Origin of the sequence: Streptomyces sp. ICC1, assembly GCF_003287935.1 — a bacterium.
Classification (GTDB): Bacteria; Actinomycetota; Actinomycetes; order Streptomycetales; family Streptomycetaceae; genus Streptomyces; species Streptomyces tritrimontium.
The window spans coordinates 5,024,990-5,038,958 of the sequence record NZ_CP030287.1 but is presented as its reverse complement, the minus strand read 5'-3'; the positions used below and the strand labels follow the sequence as shown (position 1 = coordinate 5,038,958).

Annotated in this window: 11 protein-coding genes; all 11 read left to right on the top strand. The window is 71.4% G+C overall.

Annotated elements, in window-relative coordinates; all coding sequences use genetic code 11:
* Nucleotides 1-1,891 (top strand): penicillin-binding protein 2 (locus DRB96_RS23830; RefSeq protein WP_162689087.1); only part of this gene is annotated, 1,891 nt, incomplete at its 5' end.
* A 45-nt stretch (nucleotides 1,892-1,936) separates the two neighbouring features.
* Entirely contained in the window at nucleotides 1,937-3,646 is a 1,710-nt protein-coding gene (locus DRB96_RS23825; protein WP_112450295.1) for a UDP-N-acetylmuramoyl-L-alanyl-D-glutamate--2,6-diaminopimelate ligase, read from the top strand.
* Nucleotides 3,646-5,070, top strand: coding sequence for a UDP-N-acetylmuramoyl-tripeptide--D-alanyl-D-alanine ligase (murF, locus tag DRB96_RS23820; protein WP_112450294.1), 1,425 nt, complete (start codon nucleotides 3,646-3,648; stop codon nucleotides 5,068-5,070). The genes DRB96_RS23825 and murF overlap by 1 nt, the downstream gene beginning before the upstream one ends.
* On the top strand, nucleotides 5,067-6,137 hold the full coding sequence (mraY, locus tag DRB96_RS23815; RefSeq protein WP_112450293.1) for a phospho-N-acetylmuramoyl-pentapeptide-transferase: 1,071 nt from the start codon (nucleotides 5,067-5,069) through the stop codon (nucleotides 6,135-6,137). Before murF ends, mraY begins: the two co-directional genes overlap by 4 nt.
* A complete protein-coding gene (gene murD / locus DRB96_RS23810) occupies nucleotides 6,119-7,555 on the top strand; it encodes a UDP-N-acetylmuramoyl-L-alanine--D-glutamate ligase (protein ID WP_112450292.1) in 1,437 nt (478 codons plus the stop codon). Before mraY ends, murD begins: the two co-directional genes overlap by 19 nt.
* 76 nt (nucleotides 7,556-7,631) lie before the next feature.
* On the top strand, nucleotides 7,632-9,029 hold the full coding sequence (gene ftsW, locus DRB96_RS23805) for a putative lipid II flippase FtsW (RefSeq protein WP_112450291.1): 1,398 nt from the start codon (nucleotides 7,632-7,634) through the stop codon (nucleotides 9,027-9,029).
* Nucleotides 9,030-9,035: 6 nt separating this feature from the next.
* Nucleotides 9,036-10,130, top strand: a complete 1,095-nt coding sequence (murG, locus tag DRB96_RS23800) for an undecaprenyldiphospho-muramoylpentapeptide beta-N-acetylglucosaminyltransferase (protein ID WP_112450290.1) — start codon at nucleotides 9,036-9,038, stop codon at nucleotides 10,128-10,130.
* A 155-nt stretch (nucleotides 10,131-10,285) separates the two neighbouring features.
* The gene (locus tag DRB96_RS23795) at nucleotides 10,286-10,990 is read left to right on the top strand and encodes an FtsQ-type POTRA domain-containing protein (RefSeq protein WP_112453665.1); all 705 of its coding nucleotides are present in this window, start codon (nucleotides 10,286-10,288) and stop codon (nucleotides 10,988-10,990) included.
* Between the two features lie 279 nt (nucleotides 10,991-11,269).
* Nucleotides 11,270-12,469 (top strand): cell division protein FtsZ, encoded by a 1,200-nt coding sequence (gene ftsZ / locus DRB96_RS23785; RefSeq protein ID WP_112450289.1) that lies wholly within the window; start codon nucleotides 11,270-11,272, stop codon nucleotides 12,467-12,469.
* Entirely contained in the window at nucleotides 12,466-13,197 is a 732-nt protein-coding gene (gene pgeF / locus DRB96_RS23780; RefSeq protein WP_112450288.1) for a peptidoglycan editing factor PgeF, read from the top strand. The genes ftsZ and pgeF overlap by 4 nt, the downstream gene beginning before the upstream one ends.
* 3 nt (nucleotides 13,198-13,200) lie before the next feature.
* A complete protein-coding gene (locus DRB96_RS23775; RefSeq protein WP_112450287.1) occupies nucleotides 13,201-13,920 on the top strand; it encodes a YggS family pyridoxal phosphate-dependent enzyme in 720 nt (239 codons plus the stop codon).
* Nucleotides 13,921-13,969 lie beyond the last annotated feature (49 nt).

The following is a 13,969-nucleotide window of genomic DNA, read 5'->3' as shown; positions in this document are numbered from 1 at the left end:
AGATGGGTATAAAGAGACAGCCATCCGGCTCGGCGCGCCCAAGCCCCGGCTGCGGCTGGTCAGCGTCGGGCTGACGCTCGTCATGCTCGCGTTCGTCGTACGGCTCCTGCAGGTCCAGGCCGTCGACGCGTCCGCGTACTCCGCCAAGGCCTCCGAGAACCGTTTCGCCAGCTACACCCTGGCCGCCGAGCGCGGGGAGATCACCGACCGCAAGGGCGTGGCGCTCGCCACCAGCGTGGACGCGTACGACATCACGGCCGACCCGCACATGTTCACCCCGCAGGAGAGCAAGGCCCCGGACGCCCCCGAGCAGGCGGCCGCCCTCCTCGCGCCGATCATCGGCAAGGACGCCAAGGAGCTCACCGAGCGCCTCAAGACGAAGAACACCCGCTACGTCGTCCTCGCCCGCCGCCAGACCCCGCAGGTCTGGAACCAGATCAAGGACCTCAAGAAGGTCTTCGCCGAGAAGGCGAGCGCCGACAAGAAGAACAACGGCCCCGGGGCCAACGTCATCGCGGGCGTGTTCAACGAGAACAGCAGCAAGCGCGTGTACCCCAACGGCGACCTCGCCGCCGGGATACTGGGTTACGTCAACGCCGAGGGCAAGGGGGGCGGCGGCCTGGAATCCTCCCTCGACAAGAAGCTGGCGGGCAAGGACGGCGAGCTCACCTACGCCCAGTCCGGCGGCCGCCGCGTGCCGACCGCCGGTTCCAGCGAGAAGCCCGCCGTGCCCGGCCAGGACATCGAACTGACCATCGACCGCGACATCCAGTGGGCCGCGCAGAGCGCCATCACCGAGCAGGTCGCCAAGTCGGAGGCCGACCGCGGCTACGTCATCGTCCAGGACACCCGCACCGGCGAGGTCCTCGCGATGGCCAACGCCCCCGGCTTCGACCCCAACGACCTGTCCAAGGCCAGTTCCGCCGCCATGGGCAACGCGGCCCTCCAGGACGTCTACGAGCCCGGCTCCACCGCCAAGGTGATGTCGATGGCCGCCGTGCTGGAGGAGAAGAAGGCCGGCCCCGACACCCACGTCGAGGTGCCCAACCGGCTGCACCGCGGGGACCGCCTCTTCAAGGACGACATCGACCACCCGACCTGGTACCTGACCCTCAACGGGGTCCTCGCCAAGTCCTCCAACATCGGCACGATCCTGGCCACCGGCCAGCTCGGTCCGACGCAGGCCGAGTCCAACAAGGTCCTGTACTCCTACCTGGGCAAGTTCGGCATCGGCCAGCCCACCGGCCTGAACTACCCGGGCGAGTCCCGCGGCATCCTCGCCAAGCCCGAGGCCTGGTCGACCTCCCAGCAGTACACGATCCCCTTCGGCCAGGGCCTGTCCCTCAACGCCATGCAGGCCGCGTCCGTGTACTCGACCATCGCCAACGGCGGCGTCCGGATCACGCCCACGCTGGTGCGCGGCACCAAGGGCCCCGACGGCCGGTTCACCCCGGCCCCGGCGCCCGCGCAGCACCGCGTGGTCAGCCCGGAGACCGCCAAGACCCTCGCGGAGATGCTGGAGTCGGTCGTCGACGACCAGGAGGGGACCGGCACCAAGGCCCGGATCCCCGGCTACCGCGTCGGCGGCAAGACCGGCACCTCCAACCGGGTGGATCCGACCACCGGCCGCTACAAGGGCTACACCGCCTCCTTCGCCGGCTTCGCGCCCGCGGACAACCCCCGCATCACGGTCTACTGCGCCATCCAGAACCCCACCAAGGGCAGTTACTTCGGTGGCCAGATCTGCGGACCCATCTACAAGAAGGTCATGGAGTTCGCCCTCAAGACCCTCCAGGTCGCCCCCACAGGAACCGCTCCCGCCGGACTCCCGGTCACCTACGAACCCGGCGCGCAGCCCGGCACCCAGCCGAGCCCGCAGCCCGGCCAGTGACCCGTCCGCCCGGCGGCCCGCCCAGAAACGCGTGAGGCACCATAAGTGACAACGATCACTCCCGGACCCGGGAACCAGACGGCGGCCGCCACCGAGGCCGGGCCCTCGCTTCGCGGGCGGCCCGCCGGGCCCGGTACGCTCACCGCCGTGCCCCACGCTGATCAGCCCAGAACCACCCAGAACGACGCCCCGGCAGCGCCGCCGGGAGCGCCACGCCCCCTGTCCGTCCACCCGATCCCCCTCGGCGAGCTGGCGGACCTGCTGGGAGTCGGAGCCCCTGGCGCCCACGGTCCTCTGACGCGGATCACCGGCATCACGCACGACTCCCGTGCCGTGCGCCCCGGAGACCTGTACGCGGCCCTGCCGGGCGCCCGGATGCACGGCGCGGACTTCGCCGCGCAGGCGGCCGCCCTGGGCGCCGCGGCGGTGCTGACCGACCCGGCCGGCGCCGAGCGCGCCGCGGCCACCGGGCTCCCGGTCCTCGCCGTCGCCGACCCGCGCGGCCGGATGGGCGAGCTGGCCGCCACGATCTACGGGCGGCCGGGCGAGGCCCTGCTCCGGATCGGCATCACCGGCACCTCCGGCAAGACCACCACGGCGTACCTCGTCGAAGGCGGCCTGCGCGGGGTCGGACGTACGACGGGGCTCATCGGCACCGTCGAGACGCGCATCGGGGACGAGCGCATCAAGTCCGAGCGCACCACCCCCGAGGCCACCGACCTGCAGGCGCTCTTCGCGGTCATGCGCGAACGCGGCGTCGAGGCCGTCGCCATGGAGGTCTCCAGCCACGCCCTGGTGCTCGGCCGGGTCGACGGATGCGTCTTCGACGTCGCCGTCTTCAACAACCTGAGCCCGGAGCACATGGAGTTCCACTCGGACATGGAGGACTACTTCCAGGCCAAGGCGCAGCTCTTCACCGAGCGCCGCGCCCGCCTCGGCGTGGTCAACGTGGACGACGCGTACGGCCGGCGCCTCGCCAAGGAGTCGCCGATCCCGGTCGTCACCTTCTCCGCCGCCGGCGACCCGGCCGCCGACTGGCGCGCCGAGGACGTCGTATCGGGCCACATGGACTCCACGCTGACCCTGGTGGGTCCGCAGGGCGAGCGGGTACGGGCCACCGCCCCGCTGCCCGGCCCGTTCAACGTGGCCAACACCGTCGCCGCGATCGTCACCCTCGCCGCCGCCGGCCTCGACCCGCAGAGCGCCGCCGACGGCGTCGCCGCGGTCCCCGGAGTCCCCGGCCGCCTGGAGCGGGTCGACGCGGGGCAGCCGTACCTGGCCGTCGTCGACTACGCGCACAAGACGGACGCCGTCGAATCGGTCCTGCGGGCCCTGCGCGAGGTCACCACCGGCAAGCTGCACATCGTGCTCGGCTGCGGCGGCGACCGCGACACGACCAAGCGGGCCCCGATGGGCGCCGCGGCCGCCCGGTACGCCGACACCGCCGTACTGACCTCCGACAACCCGCGCTCCGAGGACCCCCTCACGATCCTCGCCGCGATGCTCCGGGGCGCCGTGTCCGTGCCCCCCGCCGAGCGGGGCGCCGTCCTCGTCGACCCCGACCGGGCGGCGGCCATCGCCGCCGCCGTCGCGCGCGCCGAGGCCGGCGACACCGTGCTGGTGGCCGGCAAGGGCCACGAGCAGGGCCAGGACATCGCGGGCGTCGTACGCCCCTTCGACGACCGTGCGGTCCTGCGCGCGGCCATCGAGACCCAAGCGCGTCAAAGTCCCCGACAGGCCGAGGTGAACCAGTAGTGATCGCCCTTTCCCTCGCCGAGATCGCCGACATCACCGGCGGGCGGCCCCACGACATACCGGATCCGTCCGTCCGCATCACCGGGCCGGTCGTCATCGACTCCCGCCAGGTGGAGCCCGGCAGCCTGTTCGCCGCGTTCGCCGGCGAGCAGGTCGACGGCCACGACTACGCCGAGCGCGCGGTCGCCGCCGGCGCCGCGGCCGTGCTCGCGGCCCGCCCCGTCGGCGTCCCGGCGATCGTCGTCCCCGACGTCGAGAAGGCGCTCGGCGCCCTCGCCCGGGCCGTCGTCGAACGCCTGGGCACCGACGTGGTGGCCCTGACCGGCTCCGCCGGGAAGACGTCCACCAAGGACCTCATCGCCCAGGTGCTCCAGACCCACGCGCCCACGGTGTGGACGCCCGGCTCCCTCAACAACGAGATCGGCCTGCCGCTCACCGCGCTCAAGGCCGCCGAGGACACCCGGCACCTGGTGCTGGAGATGGGTGCCCGCGGGATCGGCCACATCGACTACCTCACCGGCCTGACGCCCCCGCGCATCGGCCTCGTCCTGAACGTCGGCACCGCCCACATCGGCGAGTTCGGCGGCCGGGAACAGATCGCCCAGGCCAAGGGCGAGCTGGTGGAAGCCCTGCCGGCGGCGGCCGACGGCGGGATCGCCGTGCTGAACGCCGACGACCCCCTGGTCCGCCCGATGTCCGCGCGCACCAAGGCCCGCACGGTCCTGTTCGGGGAGGCCGAGGACGCCGACGTACGGGCCACCGAGGTGCGGATGACACCGGCGGGACAGCCCTCCTTCACACTCCACACACCCACCGGGTGCGGCGAAGTGACCTTGCGGCTGTACGGTGAGCACCACGTGTCGAACGCGCTCGCCGCGGCCGCCGTCGCCCACGTACTGGGCATGTCCGTCGAAGAGATCGCCACCGCGCTCTCCGGGGCGGGCACCCTGTCCCGGTGGCGGATGGAGGTCACCGAGCGGGCGGACGGCGTGACGATCGTCAACGACGCCTACAACGCGAATCCCGAGTCCATGCGGGCCGCCCTGCGCGCGCTTGCCGCGATGGGCGGCAGCGCCAGGGCCAACGGGGGACGTACGTGGGCGGTGCTCGGCCCCATGGCCGAGTTGGGTGACGCGTCGCTGGCCGAGCACGACGCGGTGGGACGGCTTGCCGTCCGGCTCAACGTGAGCAAGCTCGTAGCAGTCGGGGGCAGGGAAGCGTCCTGGCTGCAACTGGGCGCATATAACGAGGGTTCGTGGGGTGAGGAGTCGGTGCTCGTGTCCGACGCGCAGGCGGCGGTCGACCTGTTGCGCAGTGAACTGCGCCCGGGAGACGTCGTGCTGGTGAAGGCTTCCAGGTCCATTGGTCTGGAGCGGGTCGCGCTGGCGTTGCTGGAGCGCGAGGGCGAGGTCGCCGGCCGATGAGGCAGATCCTGTTCTCCGGAGTCATCGGACTCTTCCTCACGCTCATCGGCACCCCGCTGCTGATCAAGGGTCTGGCCCGCAAGGGCTACGGCCAGTTCATCCGCGACGACGGTCCGCGCGGCCACGCCGGGAAGAAGGGCACGCCCACCATGGGCGGCATCTCCTTCATCCTGGCCACGCTGATCGCGTACGCCCTCACCAAGGTGATCACCGGAAGCCAGCCCACCTTCTCGGGCCTGCTGGTCCTCATGCTGATGGCGGGCATGGGAGTGGTCGGCTTCCTCGACGACTACATCAAGATCGTCAAGCAGCGTTCGCTCGGTCTGCGGGCCAAGGCCAAGATGGCCGGCCAGCTGATCGTCGGCATCGCCTTCGCGGTGCTCGCGCTGCAGTTCAAGGACGCGCGCGGGCTCGCCCCGGCCTCCACCAAGCTGTCGTTCGTCACGGACTTCGGCTGGTCGATCGGCCCGGTGCTGTTCGTCGTCTGGGCGCTGTTCATGATCCTGGCGATGTCCAACGGCGTGAACCTGACCGACGGTCTGGACGGCCTGGCCACCGGCGCCGCCGTGATGGTCTTCGGCGCCTACACCTTCATCGGCGTCTGGCAGTACCAGGAGTCCTGCGCCAACGCGCAGACCCTGACCAACCCGGCCGCCTGTTTCGAGGTACGGGACCCACTGGACCTCGCGGTCGTCGCCTCCGCCCTGATGGGCGCCTGCTTCGGCTTCCTGTGGTGGAACACCTCGCCCGCCAAGATCTTCATGGGCGACACCGGTTCGCTGGCCCTCGGCGGAGCGCTCGCCGGCCTGGCGATCTGCTCCCGCACGGAGTTCCTGATGGCGCTCCTCGGCGGCCTCTTCGTCCTGATCACCATGTCGGTCGTCATCCAGGTCGGCTCCTTCAAGATGACCGGCAAGCGCGTCTTCCGGATGGCGCCACTGCAGCACCACTTCGAACTGAAGGGGTGGTCCGAAGTCCTTGTCGTGGTCAGGTTCTGGATCATCCAGGGCATGTGCGTGATCGTGGGCCTCGGACTCTTCTACGCGGGATGGGCAGCCGACAAGTGACGTCCTGGCACGGCAAGAACATCACCGTCGCCGGTCTCGGCGTGAGCGGCGTCAGCGCCGCCCGCGCCCTGGCCGGCCTCGGCGCCGTCGTCACCGTGGTCGACGGCGGCGACGGCGAGGGCCACCGGGCCCGGGCCGCCGAACTCCGGGCGGCCGGGATCTCCGTACGCCTGGCGGACGCGGAGACCCTCCCCGAGGGCACCGACCTCGTGGTCACCTCGCCCGGCTGGAAGCCCGGCAGCCCGCTCTTCGCGGCTGCCGCGGCGGCCGGCGTGGACGTCGTCGGAGACGTGGAGATCGCCTGGCGGCTGCGCGGCGAGAACGCCGCGCCGTGGCTCGCGATCACCGGGACCAACGGCAAGACCACCACGACCCAGATGCTCGCGTCGATCCTGCGGGCCGCCGGCCTCAAGACCGCCGCCGTCGGCAACATCGGCACCCCGATCATCGACGTGGTCACCGGCGAGGAGAGGTACGACGTCCTCGCCGTCGAACTCTCCAGCTACCAACTGCACTGGGCGCCCTCGCTGCGCGTCCACTCCGCGGCCGTCCTGAACCTGGCCCCGGACCACCTCGACTGGCACGGCTCGATGGACGCCTACGCCGCCGACAAGGGCCGCATCTACGAGGGCAACTCGGTGGCCTGCGTCTACAACGCGGACGCCGCCGACAACAAGGCCACCGAGAACCTGGTCATGGAGGCCGACGTCGAAGAGGGCTGCCGCGCCATCGGCTTCACCCTCGGAGCCCCCGGCCCCTCCATGCTCGGCGTCGTCGACGGGATCCTCGTCGACCGAGCCTTCGTCGAGAACCGGCAGAAGAACGCCCAGGAGCTCGCCGAGGTCGCGGACGTCAACCCGCCGGCCCCCCACAACATCGCCAACGCCCTCGCGGCCGCGGCCCTGGCCCGCGCCTTCGGAGTGACCCCGCGCGCCGTCCGTGACGGACTGCGGGCCTTCCGGCCCGACGCGCACCGGGTCAGCCACGTGGCCGAGGTCGCCGGGGTCACCTACATCGACGACTCCAAGGCCACCAACACCCACGCCGCCGAAGCCTCCCTGGCCGCCTTCGAGCCGGTCGTCTGGATCGCCGGCGGCCTCGCCAAGGGCGCCACATTCGACGAGCTCGTGCGGAAGTCGGCGAAGCGGCTGCGCGCCGTCGTGCTGATCGGCGCCGACCGGGCGCTGATCGCCGAGGCGCTGGCGCGACACGCCCCGCAGGTCCCGGTCGTGGACCTCGGGCAGACCGACACTGGGGCGATGCTCGCGGCGGTCCGGGAAGCGGCCCGGCTCGCGGAAACCGGCGACACGGTACTGCTGGCACCGGCCTGCGCCTCGATGGACATGTTCGCGAACTACAACGAGCGTGGCGACGCGTTCGCCGACGCGGTGCGCGAACTGGCCGCCGAGAAGGCCTAGGGCCGGCCCGCTCCAGGGCGGGTTCCCTCGGGCCGACCGGCCGCTCGCCTCGTACGAGTGGAGGGGAAGATCACAGATGCCGGCCAAGCAGATGCTGCCGGGGCGGCGGCCGTCAGCCGACAAGCCCGCCAAGGGCGCCAGAGCACCCAAGGCCGACCGGACACCGGGCCGGCCGCGCCCCGCCGCGCGCGCGGGACGGTCCGCCGCGGGCGGGCCGCTGGCCGGCCTGCGGCGTACGCAGCGGCAGTTGCGCAGGGCCTGGGACCGGCCGCTCACCGCGTACTACCTGATCTTCGGCAGCTCGCTGCTCATCACCGTGCTCGGCCTGGTGATGGTCTACTCGGCCTCGATGATCAAGGCCCTCCAGCTCGGCCTGGGCGACGCGTACTTCTTCAAGAAGCAGTTCCTCGCCGCCCTGATCGGCACCGGACTGCTGCTGATCGCCTCCCGGATGCCCGTCAAACTGCACCGGGCGCTGTCCTACCCCGTGCTCGCCGGCACCCTCTTCCTCATGGTCCTGGTCCAGGTCCCGGGGATAGGCGTATCGGTCAACGGCAACCAGAATTGGATCTCCCTTGGCGGTCCGTTCATGCTCCAGCCCAGTGAGTTCGGCAAACTCGCCCTCATCCTCTGGGGCGCCGACCTGCTCGCGCGCAAGGGCGAGAAGGACCTGCTGAGCCAGTGGAAGCACCTGCTGGTGCCGCTGGTCCCGGTCACCTTCCTGCTGCTCGGGCTCATCATGCTGGGCGGGGACATGGGCACCGCGATGATCCTCGGGGCCGTCCTGTTCGGCCTGTTGTGGCTGGCCGGGGCGCCCACGCGGATGTTCGCGGCGGTGCTGGCCTTCGCGGGCGTGCTCGTCGTGCTGCTCATCAAGACCAGCCCGCACCGCATGGACCGGCTCGAGTGCATCGGCGCGACCGAGCCGGGCAAGAACGACCTGTGCTGGCAGGCGGTCCACGGAATCTACGCCCTCGCCTCCGGCGGATGGTTCGGTTCCGGTCTGGGTGCCAGTGTGGAAAAATGGGGGCAACTGCCAGAGGCCCACACCGACTTCATCTTCGCCATCACCGGCGAGGAACTGGGTCTGGCGGGGACTCTGTCGGTGCTCGCCCTGTTCGCGGCCCTAGGCTATGCGGGTATCCGCGTGGCCGGACGCACGGAGGACCCCTTCGTACGGTTTGCCGCGGGAGGCGTGACCACCTGGATCACGGCGCAAGCCGTGATCAACATCGGTGCGGTGCTCGGTCTGCTGCCGATCGCCGGGGTCCCGCTCCCGCTGTTCTCCTACGGGGGGTCGGCCCTGCTGCCGACCATGTTCGCGGTCGGACTGCTCATCGCGTTCGCGCGTGAGGAACCGGCGGCACGCGCGGCACTCGCGATGCGCAAGCCGAAGAACGGCAGGCAGCGGACCGGGCAGAGATGGAAGTCGATGAGACGGCGCGTCAAGAAGCGTCCGTCCGGAGAGCGGTGAATTTCGGTGCATGTCGTACTAGCCGGTGGGGGGACCGCCGGACACATCGAGCCGGCGCTCGCCCTCGCGGACGCCCTGCGCAGGCAGGACCCTTCCGTGGGCATCACCGCCCTGGGCACGGAACGCGGACTCGAAACCCGCCTGGTGCCGGAGCGCGGCTACGAGCTGGGACTGATCCCGGCCGTCCCGCTGCCCCGTAGGCCCACGCCCGAGCTGATCACCGTCCCCGGACGGCTGCGCGGCACCATCAAGGCCGCGGAGGAGATCCTCATCCGCACCAAGGCCGACTGCGTCGTCGGCTTCGGCGGCTACGTGGCCCTGCCCGGCTACCTCGCGGCCAAGCGCCTCGGGGTGCCGATCATCGTCCACGAGGCCAACGCGCGGCCCGGACTGGCCAACAAGATCGGCTCCCGGTACGCGCACGCCGTCGCGGTCTCCACCCCCGACAGCAAGCTGCGCGGCGCCCGCTACGTGGGCATCCCGCTGCGCCGCACCATCTCCACCCTGGACCGGGCCGCGGTCCGCCCGGAGGCGCGCGCCGCCTTCGGCCTGGACCCCAACCTGCCGACGCTGCTGGTCTCCGGCGGCTCGCAGGGCGCCCGCCGCCTGAACGAGGTGATCGAGCAGGTCGCGCCGACCCTCCAGCGCTCCGGGATCCAGATCCTGCACGCGGTCGGGCCGAAGAACGAACTGCCGCGTGTCGACAACATGCCCGGGATGCCGCCCTACGTGCCGGTACCGTACGTGGACCGGATGGACCTCGCGTACGCCGCCGCCGACATGATGCTGTGCCGCGCGGGGGCGATGACCGTCGCCGAACTCTCCGCCGTCGGGCTGCCCGCCGCCTACGTACCGCTGCCGATCGGCAACGGCGAACAGCGGCTCAACGCCCAGCCGGTGGTCAAGGCCGGCGGCGGCCTGCTCGTGGACGACGCGGAACTGACGCCCGAATGGGTGCTCGGCCAGATCGTCCCGGTCCTGGCCGACCCGCACCGGCTCTACGAGATGTCCCGAGCGGCCGCGGAGTTCGGCCGCCGGGACGCGGACGACCTGCTGGTCGCCATGGTGTACGAGGCGATCGCCGCCAACAGGAAGCACTGACGCAGGAGGCACGAGGAGTGGCCGGAGCGAGCACCGCACAGCGCGGCAGTCCGGGGCCCGCCCGCCAGGGCAAGGGGGCCGGCTCTCCGGGCCGCCCCAAGGCTCCCAAGCCGCCCGGGCGATCCGGCCCGGGCGGGCCGCGCGCCCTGCGCGGCCTGCGCCGGGGCCCCGCCCTGGTGGCCGGGCTCGTCCTGGTCCTGCTCCTGGCGGCCGGGCTCACCTGGGTGTTCTACGGGTCCTCCTGGCTCCGGGTCGAGAAGGTCACCGCGGGCGGCACCGAGGTCCTGACCCCGGAGCAGGTCCTGTCGGCGGCGGCCGTGCCCGTCGGGGCGCCCATGGTGTCCGTGGACACCGATGAGATCGAAGCCCGGCTCCGCGGCCGGCTGCCCCGTATCGATTCGGTCGACGTGGTGCGGGCCTGGCCGCACGGAATCGGGCTGAAGGTGACGGAACGCAAGCCCGTTCTGCTCATCAAAAAGGACGCCGAGTTCGTCGAAGTGGACGCAACCGGTGTGCGATTCGACACGGTTGCGAAAGCACCCGGTGGCGTTCCGGTCCTCGAATTGAACGCCGGACAGTCTCCGAGCGGCCGCCGCTTCGACGAGGAGCGGCTGCTGCACGAGGCCGTCGGCGTCGCCGGCGACCTCCCGGAAGCCGTCCGCAAGGAGACCGTGCAGGTCAAGGTCCGGTCCTACGACTCCGTGGTGTTGGAGCTGTCGGGGGGCCGGTCGGTGGTCTGGGGGAGCGGCGAACAGGGTGAGGCGAAGGGCCGAGCCCTGACGGCGCTCCTGAAGGCCTCGCCCAAGGCTGACCGCTTCGACGTGAGCGTCCCCACCGCCCCGGCGGTGTCCGGTAGTTGACGTCGGGTCGAACACCGACGCACCCTGGTTGGCCAGCGATACGGGTGATCACATAGGGTGAAAAGAAAAACGGGAGGTTCGGCGTGTTCGTTGAACACGCGCTACTTGTCGACTTAGTGTCCTGTTCGGAGAGTCCAAGGAACAGACACACTCATAACCCTAAACTTCAGGGTTAGGGTTCGGGTCGGCGTGTACGAACCGTCCCAATTTCGGCATCAGTCGTCGCACCGCAGGCCCGCGAGGCGAACGACACGTAACTCGAGGCGAGAGGCCTTCGACGTGGCAGCACCGCAGAACTACCTCGCAGTCATCAAGGTCATCGGTGTCGGCGGCGGTGGTGTCAATGCCATCAACCGAATGATCGAGGTCGGTCTCAAGGGCGTCGAGTTCATCGCCATCAACACGGACGCCCAGGCGCTGTTGATGAGCGACGCCGACGTCAAGCTCGACGTCGGCCGCGAACTGACCCGGGGACTTGGCGCAGGCGCCAACCCGGATGTCGGGCGCAAGGCGGCAGAGGACCACCGCGAGGAGATCGAGGAGGTCCTCAAGGGGGCCGACATGGTCTTCGTCACCGCCGGTGAGGGCGGCGGCACCGGCACCGGCGGCGCACCCGTCGTCGCCAACATCGCGCGCTCGCTGGGCGCCCTGACGATCGGTGTGGTCACCCGGCCGTTCACCTTCGAGGGCCGGCGCCGCGCGAACCAGGCCGAGGACGGCATCGCCCAGCTCCGCGAGCAGGTCGACACCCTCATCGTCATCCCCAACGACCGACTGCTGTCCATCTCGGACCGCCAGGTCAGCGTGCTCGACGCCTTCAAGTCGGCCGACCAGGTCCTGCTGTCCGGCGTCCAGGGCATCACCGACCTGATCACCACCCCGGGTCTGATCAACCTCGACTTCGCCGACGTCAAGTCCGTGATGTCCGAGGCGGGCTCGGCCCTGATGGGCATCGGCTCGGCCCGCGGCGACGACCGCGCGGTGGCCGCCGCCGAGATGGCGATCTCCTCGCCGCTGCTGGAGGCGTCCATCGACGGCGCCCGCGGCGTGCTGCTCTCCATCTCCGGTGGCTCGGACCTCGGTCTCTTCGAGATCAACGAGGCCGCGCAGCTGGTCAGCGAGGCCGCGCACCCCGAGGCGAACATCATCTTCGGCGCCGTCATCGACGACGCGCTCGGCGACGAGGTGCGGGTCACCGTGATCGCGGCCGGGTTCGACGGCGGACAGCCCCCGGCCCGCCGGGACAACGTCATCGGCGCGGCGTCCACCAAGCGCGAGGAGCCGGCCCCGGCTCCGGTCCGTGCCGCCGACCCGGTCCGTCCGGCCTTCGGCGGACTCGGCTCGGTCACCCCGCGCGAGGAGCCCGTCCGCTCGGAGCCGGTCCCGGTCGCCGAGGCGCCGGCCCCGCAGGTCCCGACGGCCCGCCCGTACCAGGACAGCCCGGCCGAGGAACTGGATGTCCCGGACTTCTTGAAGTGACCCTGGAGCAGCACAGCGAGAGCGGCGCCCACTTCGCCTTCACCGACCGGTGGGGCGGGGTGAGCGCCGTTCCGTACGAGGAGCTCAATCTCGGCGGCGCGGTCGGAGACGACCCGGCCGCCGTTCGCGCGAACCGGACCGCCACGGCCCAGGCCCTCGGTATCGCTCCGGACCTGGTGGTCTGGATGAACCAGGTGCACGGCCGCGACGTGGCGGTGGTCGACGGCCCGTGGGCCGCCGACGCGCAGATCCCCCCGGTGGACGCGGTGGTGACCACCCGTCGGAGGCTCGCCCTCGCGGTCCTCACCGCCGACTGCACGCCCGTCCTGCTGGCCGACCCGGTCGCCAAGATCGCGGGGGCCGCGCACGCAGGGCGGCCCGGGCTGGTCGCCGGGGTCGTGACCGCCGCCGTCGAGGCGATGGTCTCGCTGGGGGCCGACCCCGCGCGCATGGTCGCCCGGACCGGACCCGCGGTGTGCGGGCGCTGCTACGAGGTGCCCGCCGAGATGCGGGCGGCCGTCGCCGAGGTGGTTCCGGCCGCGTACGCCGAGACCAGCTGGGGGACACCGGCCGTGGACGTGGTCGCCGGGGTGCACGCGCAGCTGGCGGAGGCGGGGGTGGCCGACGCGCGCCGCTCCCCGTTCTGCACACTGGAGTCGCGGGACCACTTCTCGTACCGCCGCGACCGGGTGACCGGGCGGCTTGCCGGATATGTCTGGTTGGACTGAAGAATGACGGACCGTAAGGCCGAGCTGGCCGAGAACCTCGCGCGGGTGGAGGAACGAATCCTCGCCGCCTGCGCCGCCGCCGGGCGCAAGCGGGAAGAGGTGACCCTCATCGTGGTCACCAAGACCTACCCGGCGAGCGACGTACGACTGCTGGCGGACCTGGGCATCCGTCACGTGGCGGAAAATCGGGACCAGGACGCGGCCCCCAAGGCGGCGGCCTGCGCGGATCTGGGACTCGACTGGCACTTCGTCGGCCAGTTGCAGACGAACAAAGTCCGTTCCGTGGCGGGATACGCGCAGTTCGTGCAGTCGGTCGACCGGCCGAAGCTCGTCACGGCGCTCTCGGCGGCGGCGGAGGGCGCCGGGCGCGAACTGGGCTGCCTGGTGCAGATCGCCCTCGACGCCGAGTCGGGCGGGAGGGGGGACCGCGGCGGCGCCGCGCCGGAGCAGCTCGCGGAGCTGGCGGACCTCGTGGCGGCGGCGCCCGGACTGCGGATCGAGGGCGTGATGACGGTCGCACCGCTGGCCGGGAGCTACGCGGGACGCGAACAAGCGGCCTTCGAGCGGCTGATGGAATTGTCATCCCGCCTGCGCGTGGACCATCCTGCTGCCACGATGGTGTCCGCAGGGATGAGCGCGGACCTGGAACAGGCCATTGCGGCCGGTGCGACACATGTACGCGTCGGCACTGCGGTACTCGGCGCGAGACCCCGGCTCGGGTAACGTCGCGAAGAAAGTCGGACCACAGCAGAAAATATGGTCATTTCCGCAG

Coding starts and splice junctions, on each gene's coding strand:
- ftsW (WP_112450291.1), top strand. CDS start 7,632: ATGCCGGCCAAGCAGATGCTGCCGGGGCGGCGGCCGTCAGCCGACAAG.
- mraY (WP_112450293.1), top strand. CDS start 5,067: ATGAGGCAGATCCTGTTCTCCGGAGTCATCGGACTCTTCCTCACGCTC.
- DRB96_RS23775 (WP_112450287.1), top strand. CDS start 13,201: ATGACGGACCGTAAGGCCGAGCTGGCCGAGAACCTCGCGCGGGTGGAG.
- murD (WP_112450292.1), top strand. CDS start 6,119: ATGGGCAGCCGACAAGTGACGTCCTGGCACGGCAAGAACATCACCGTC.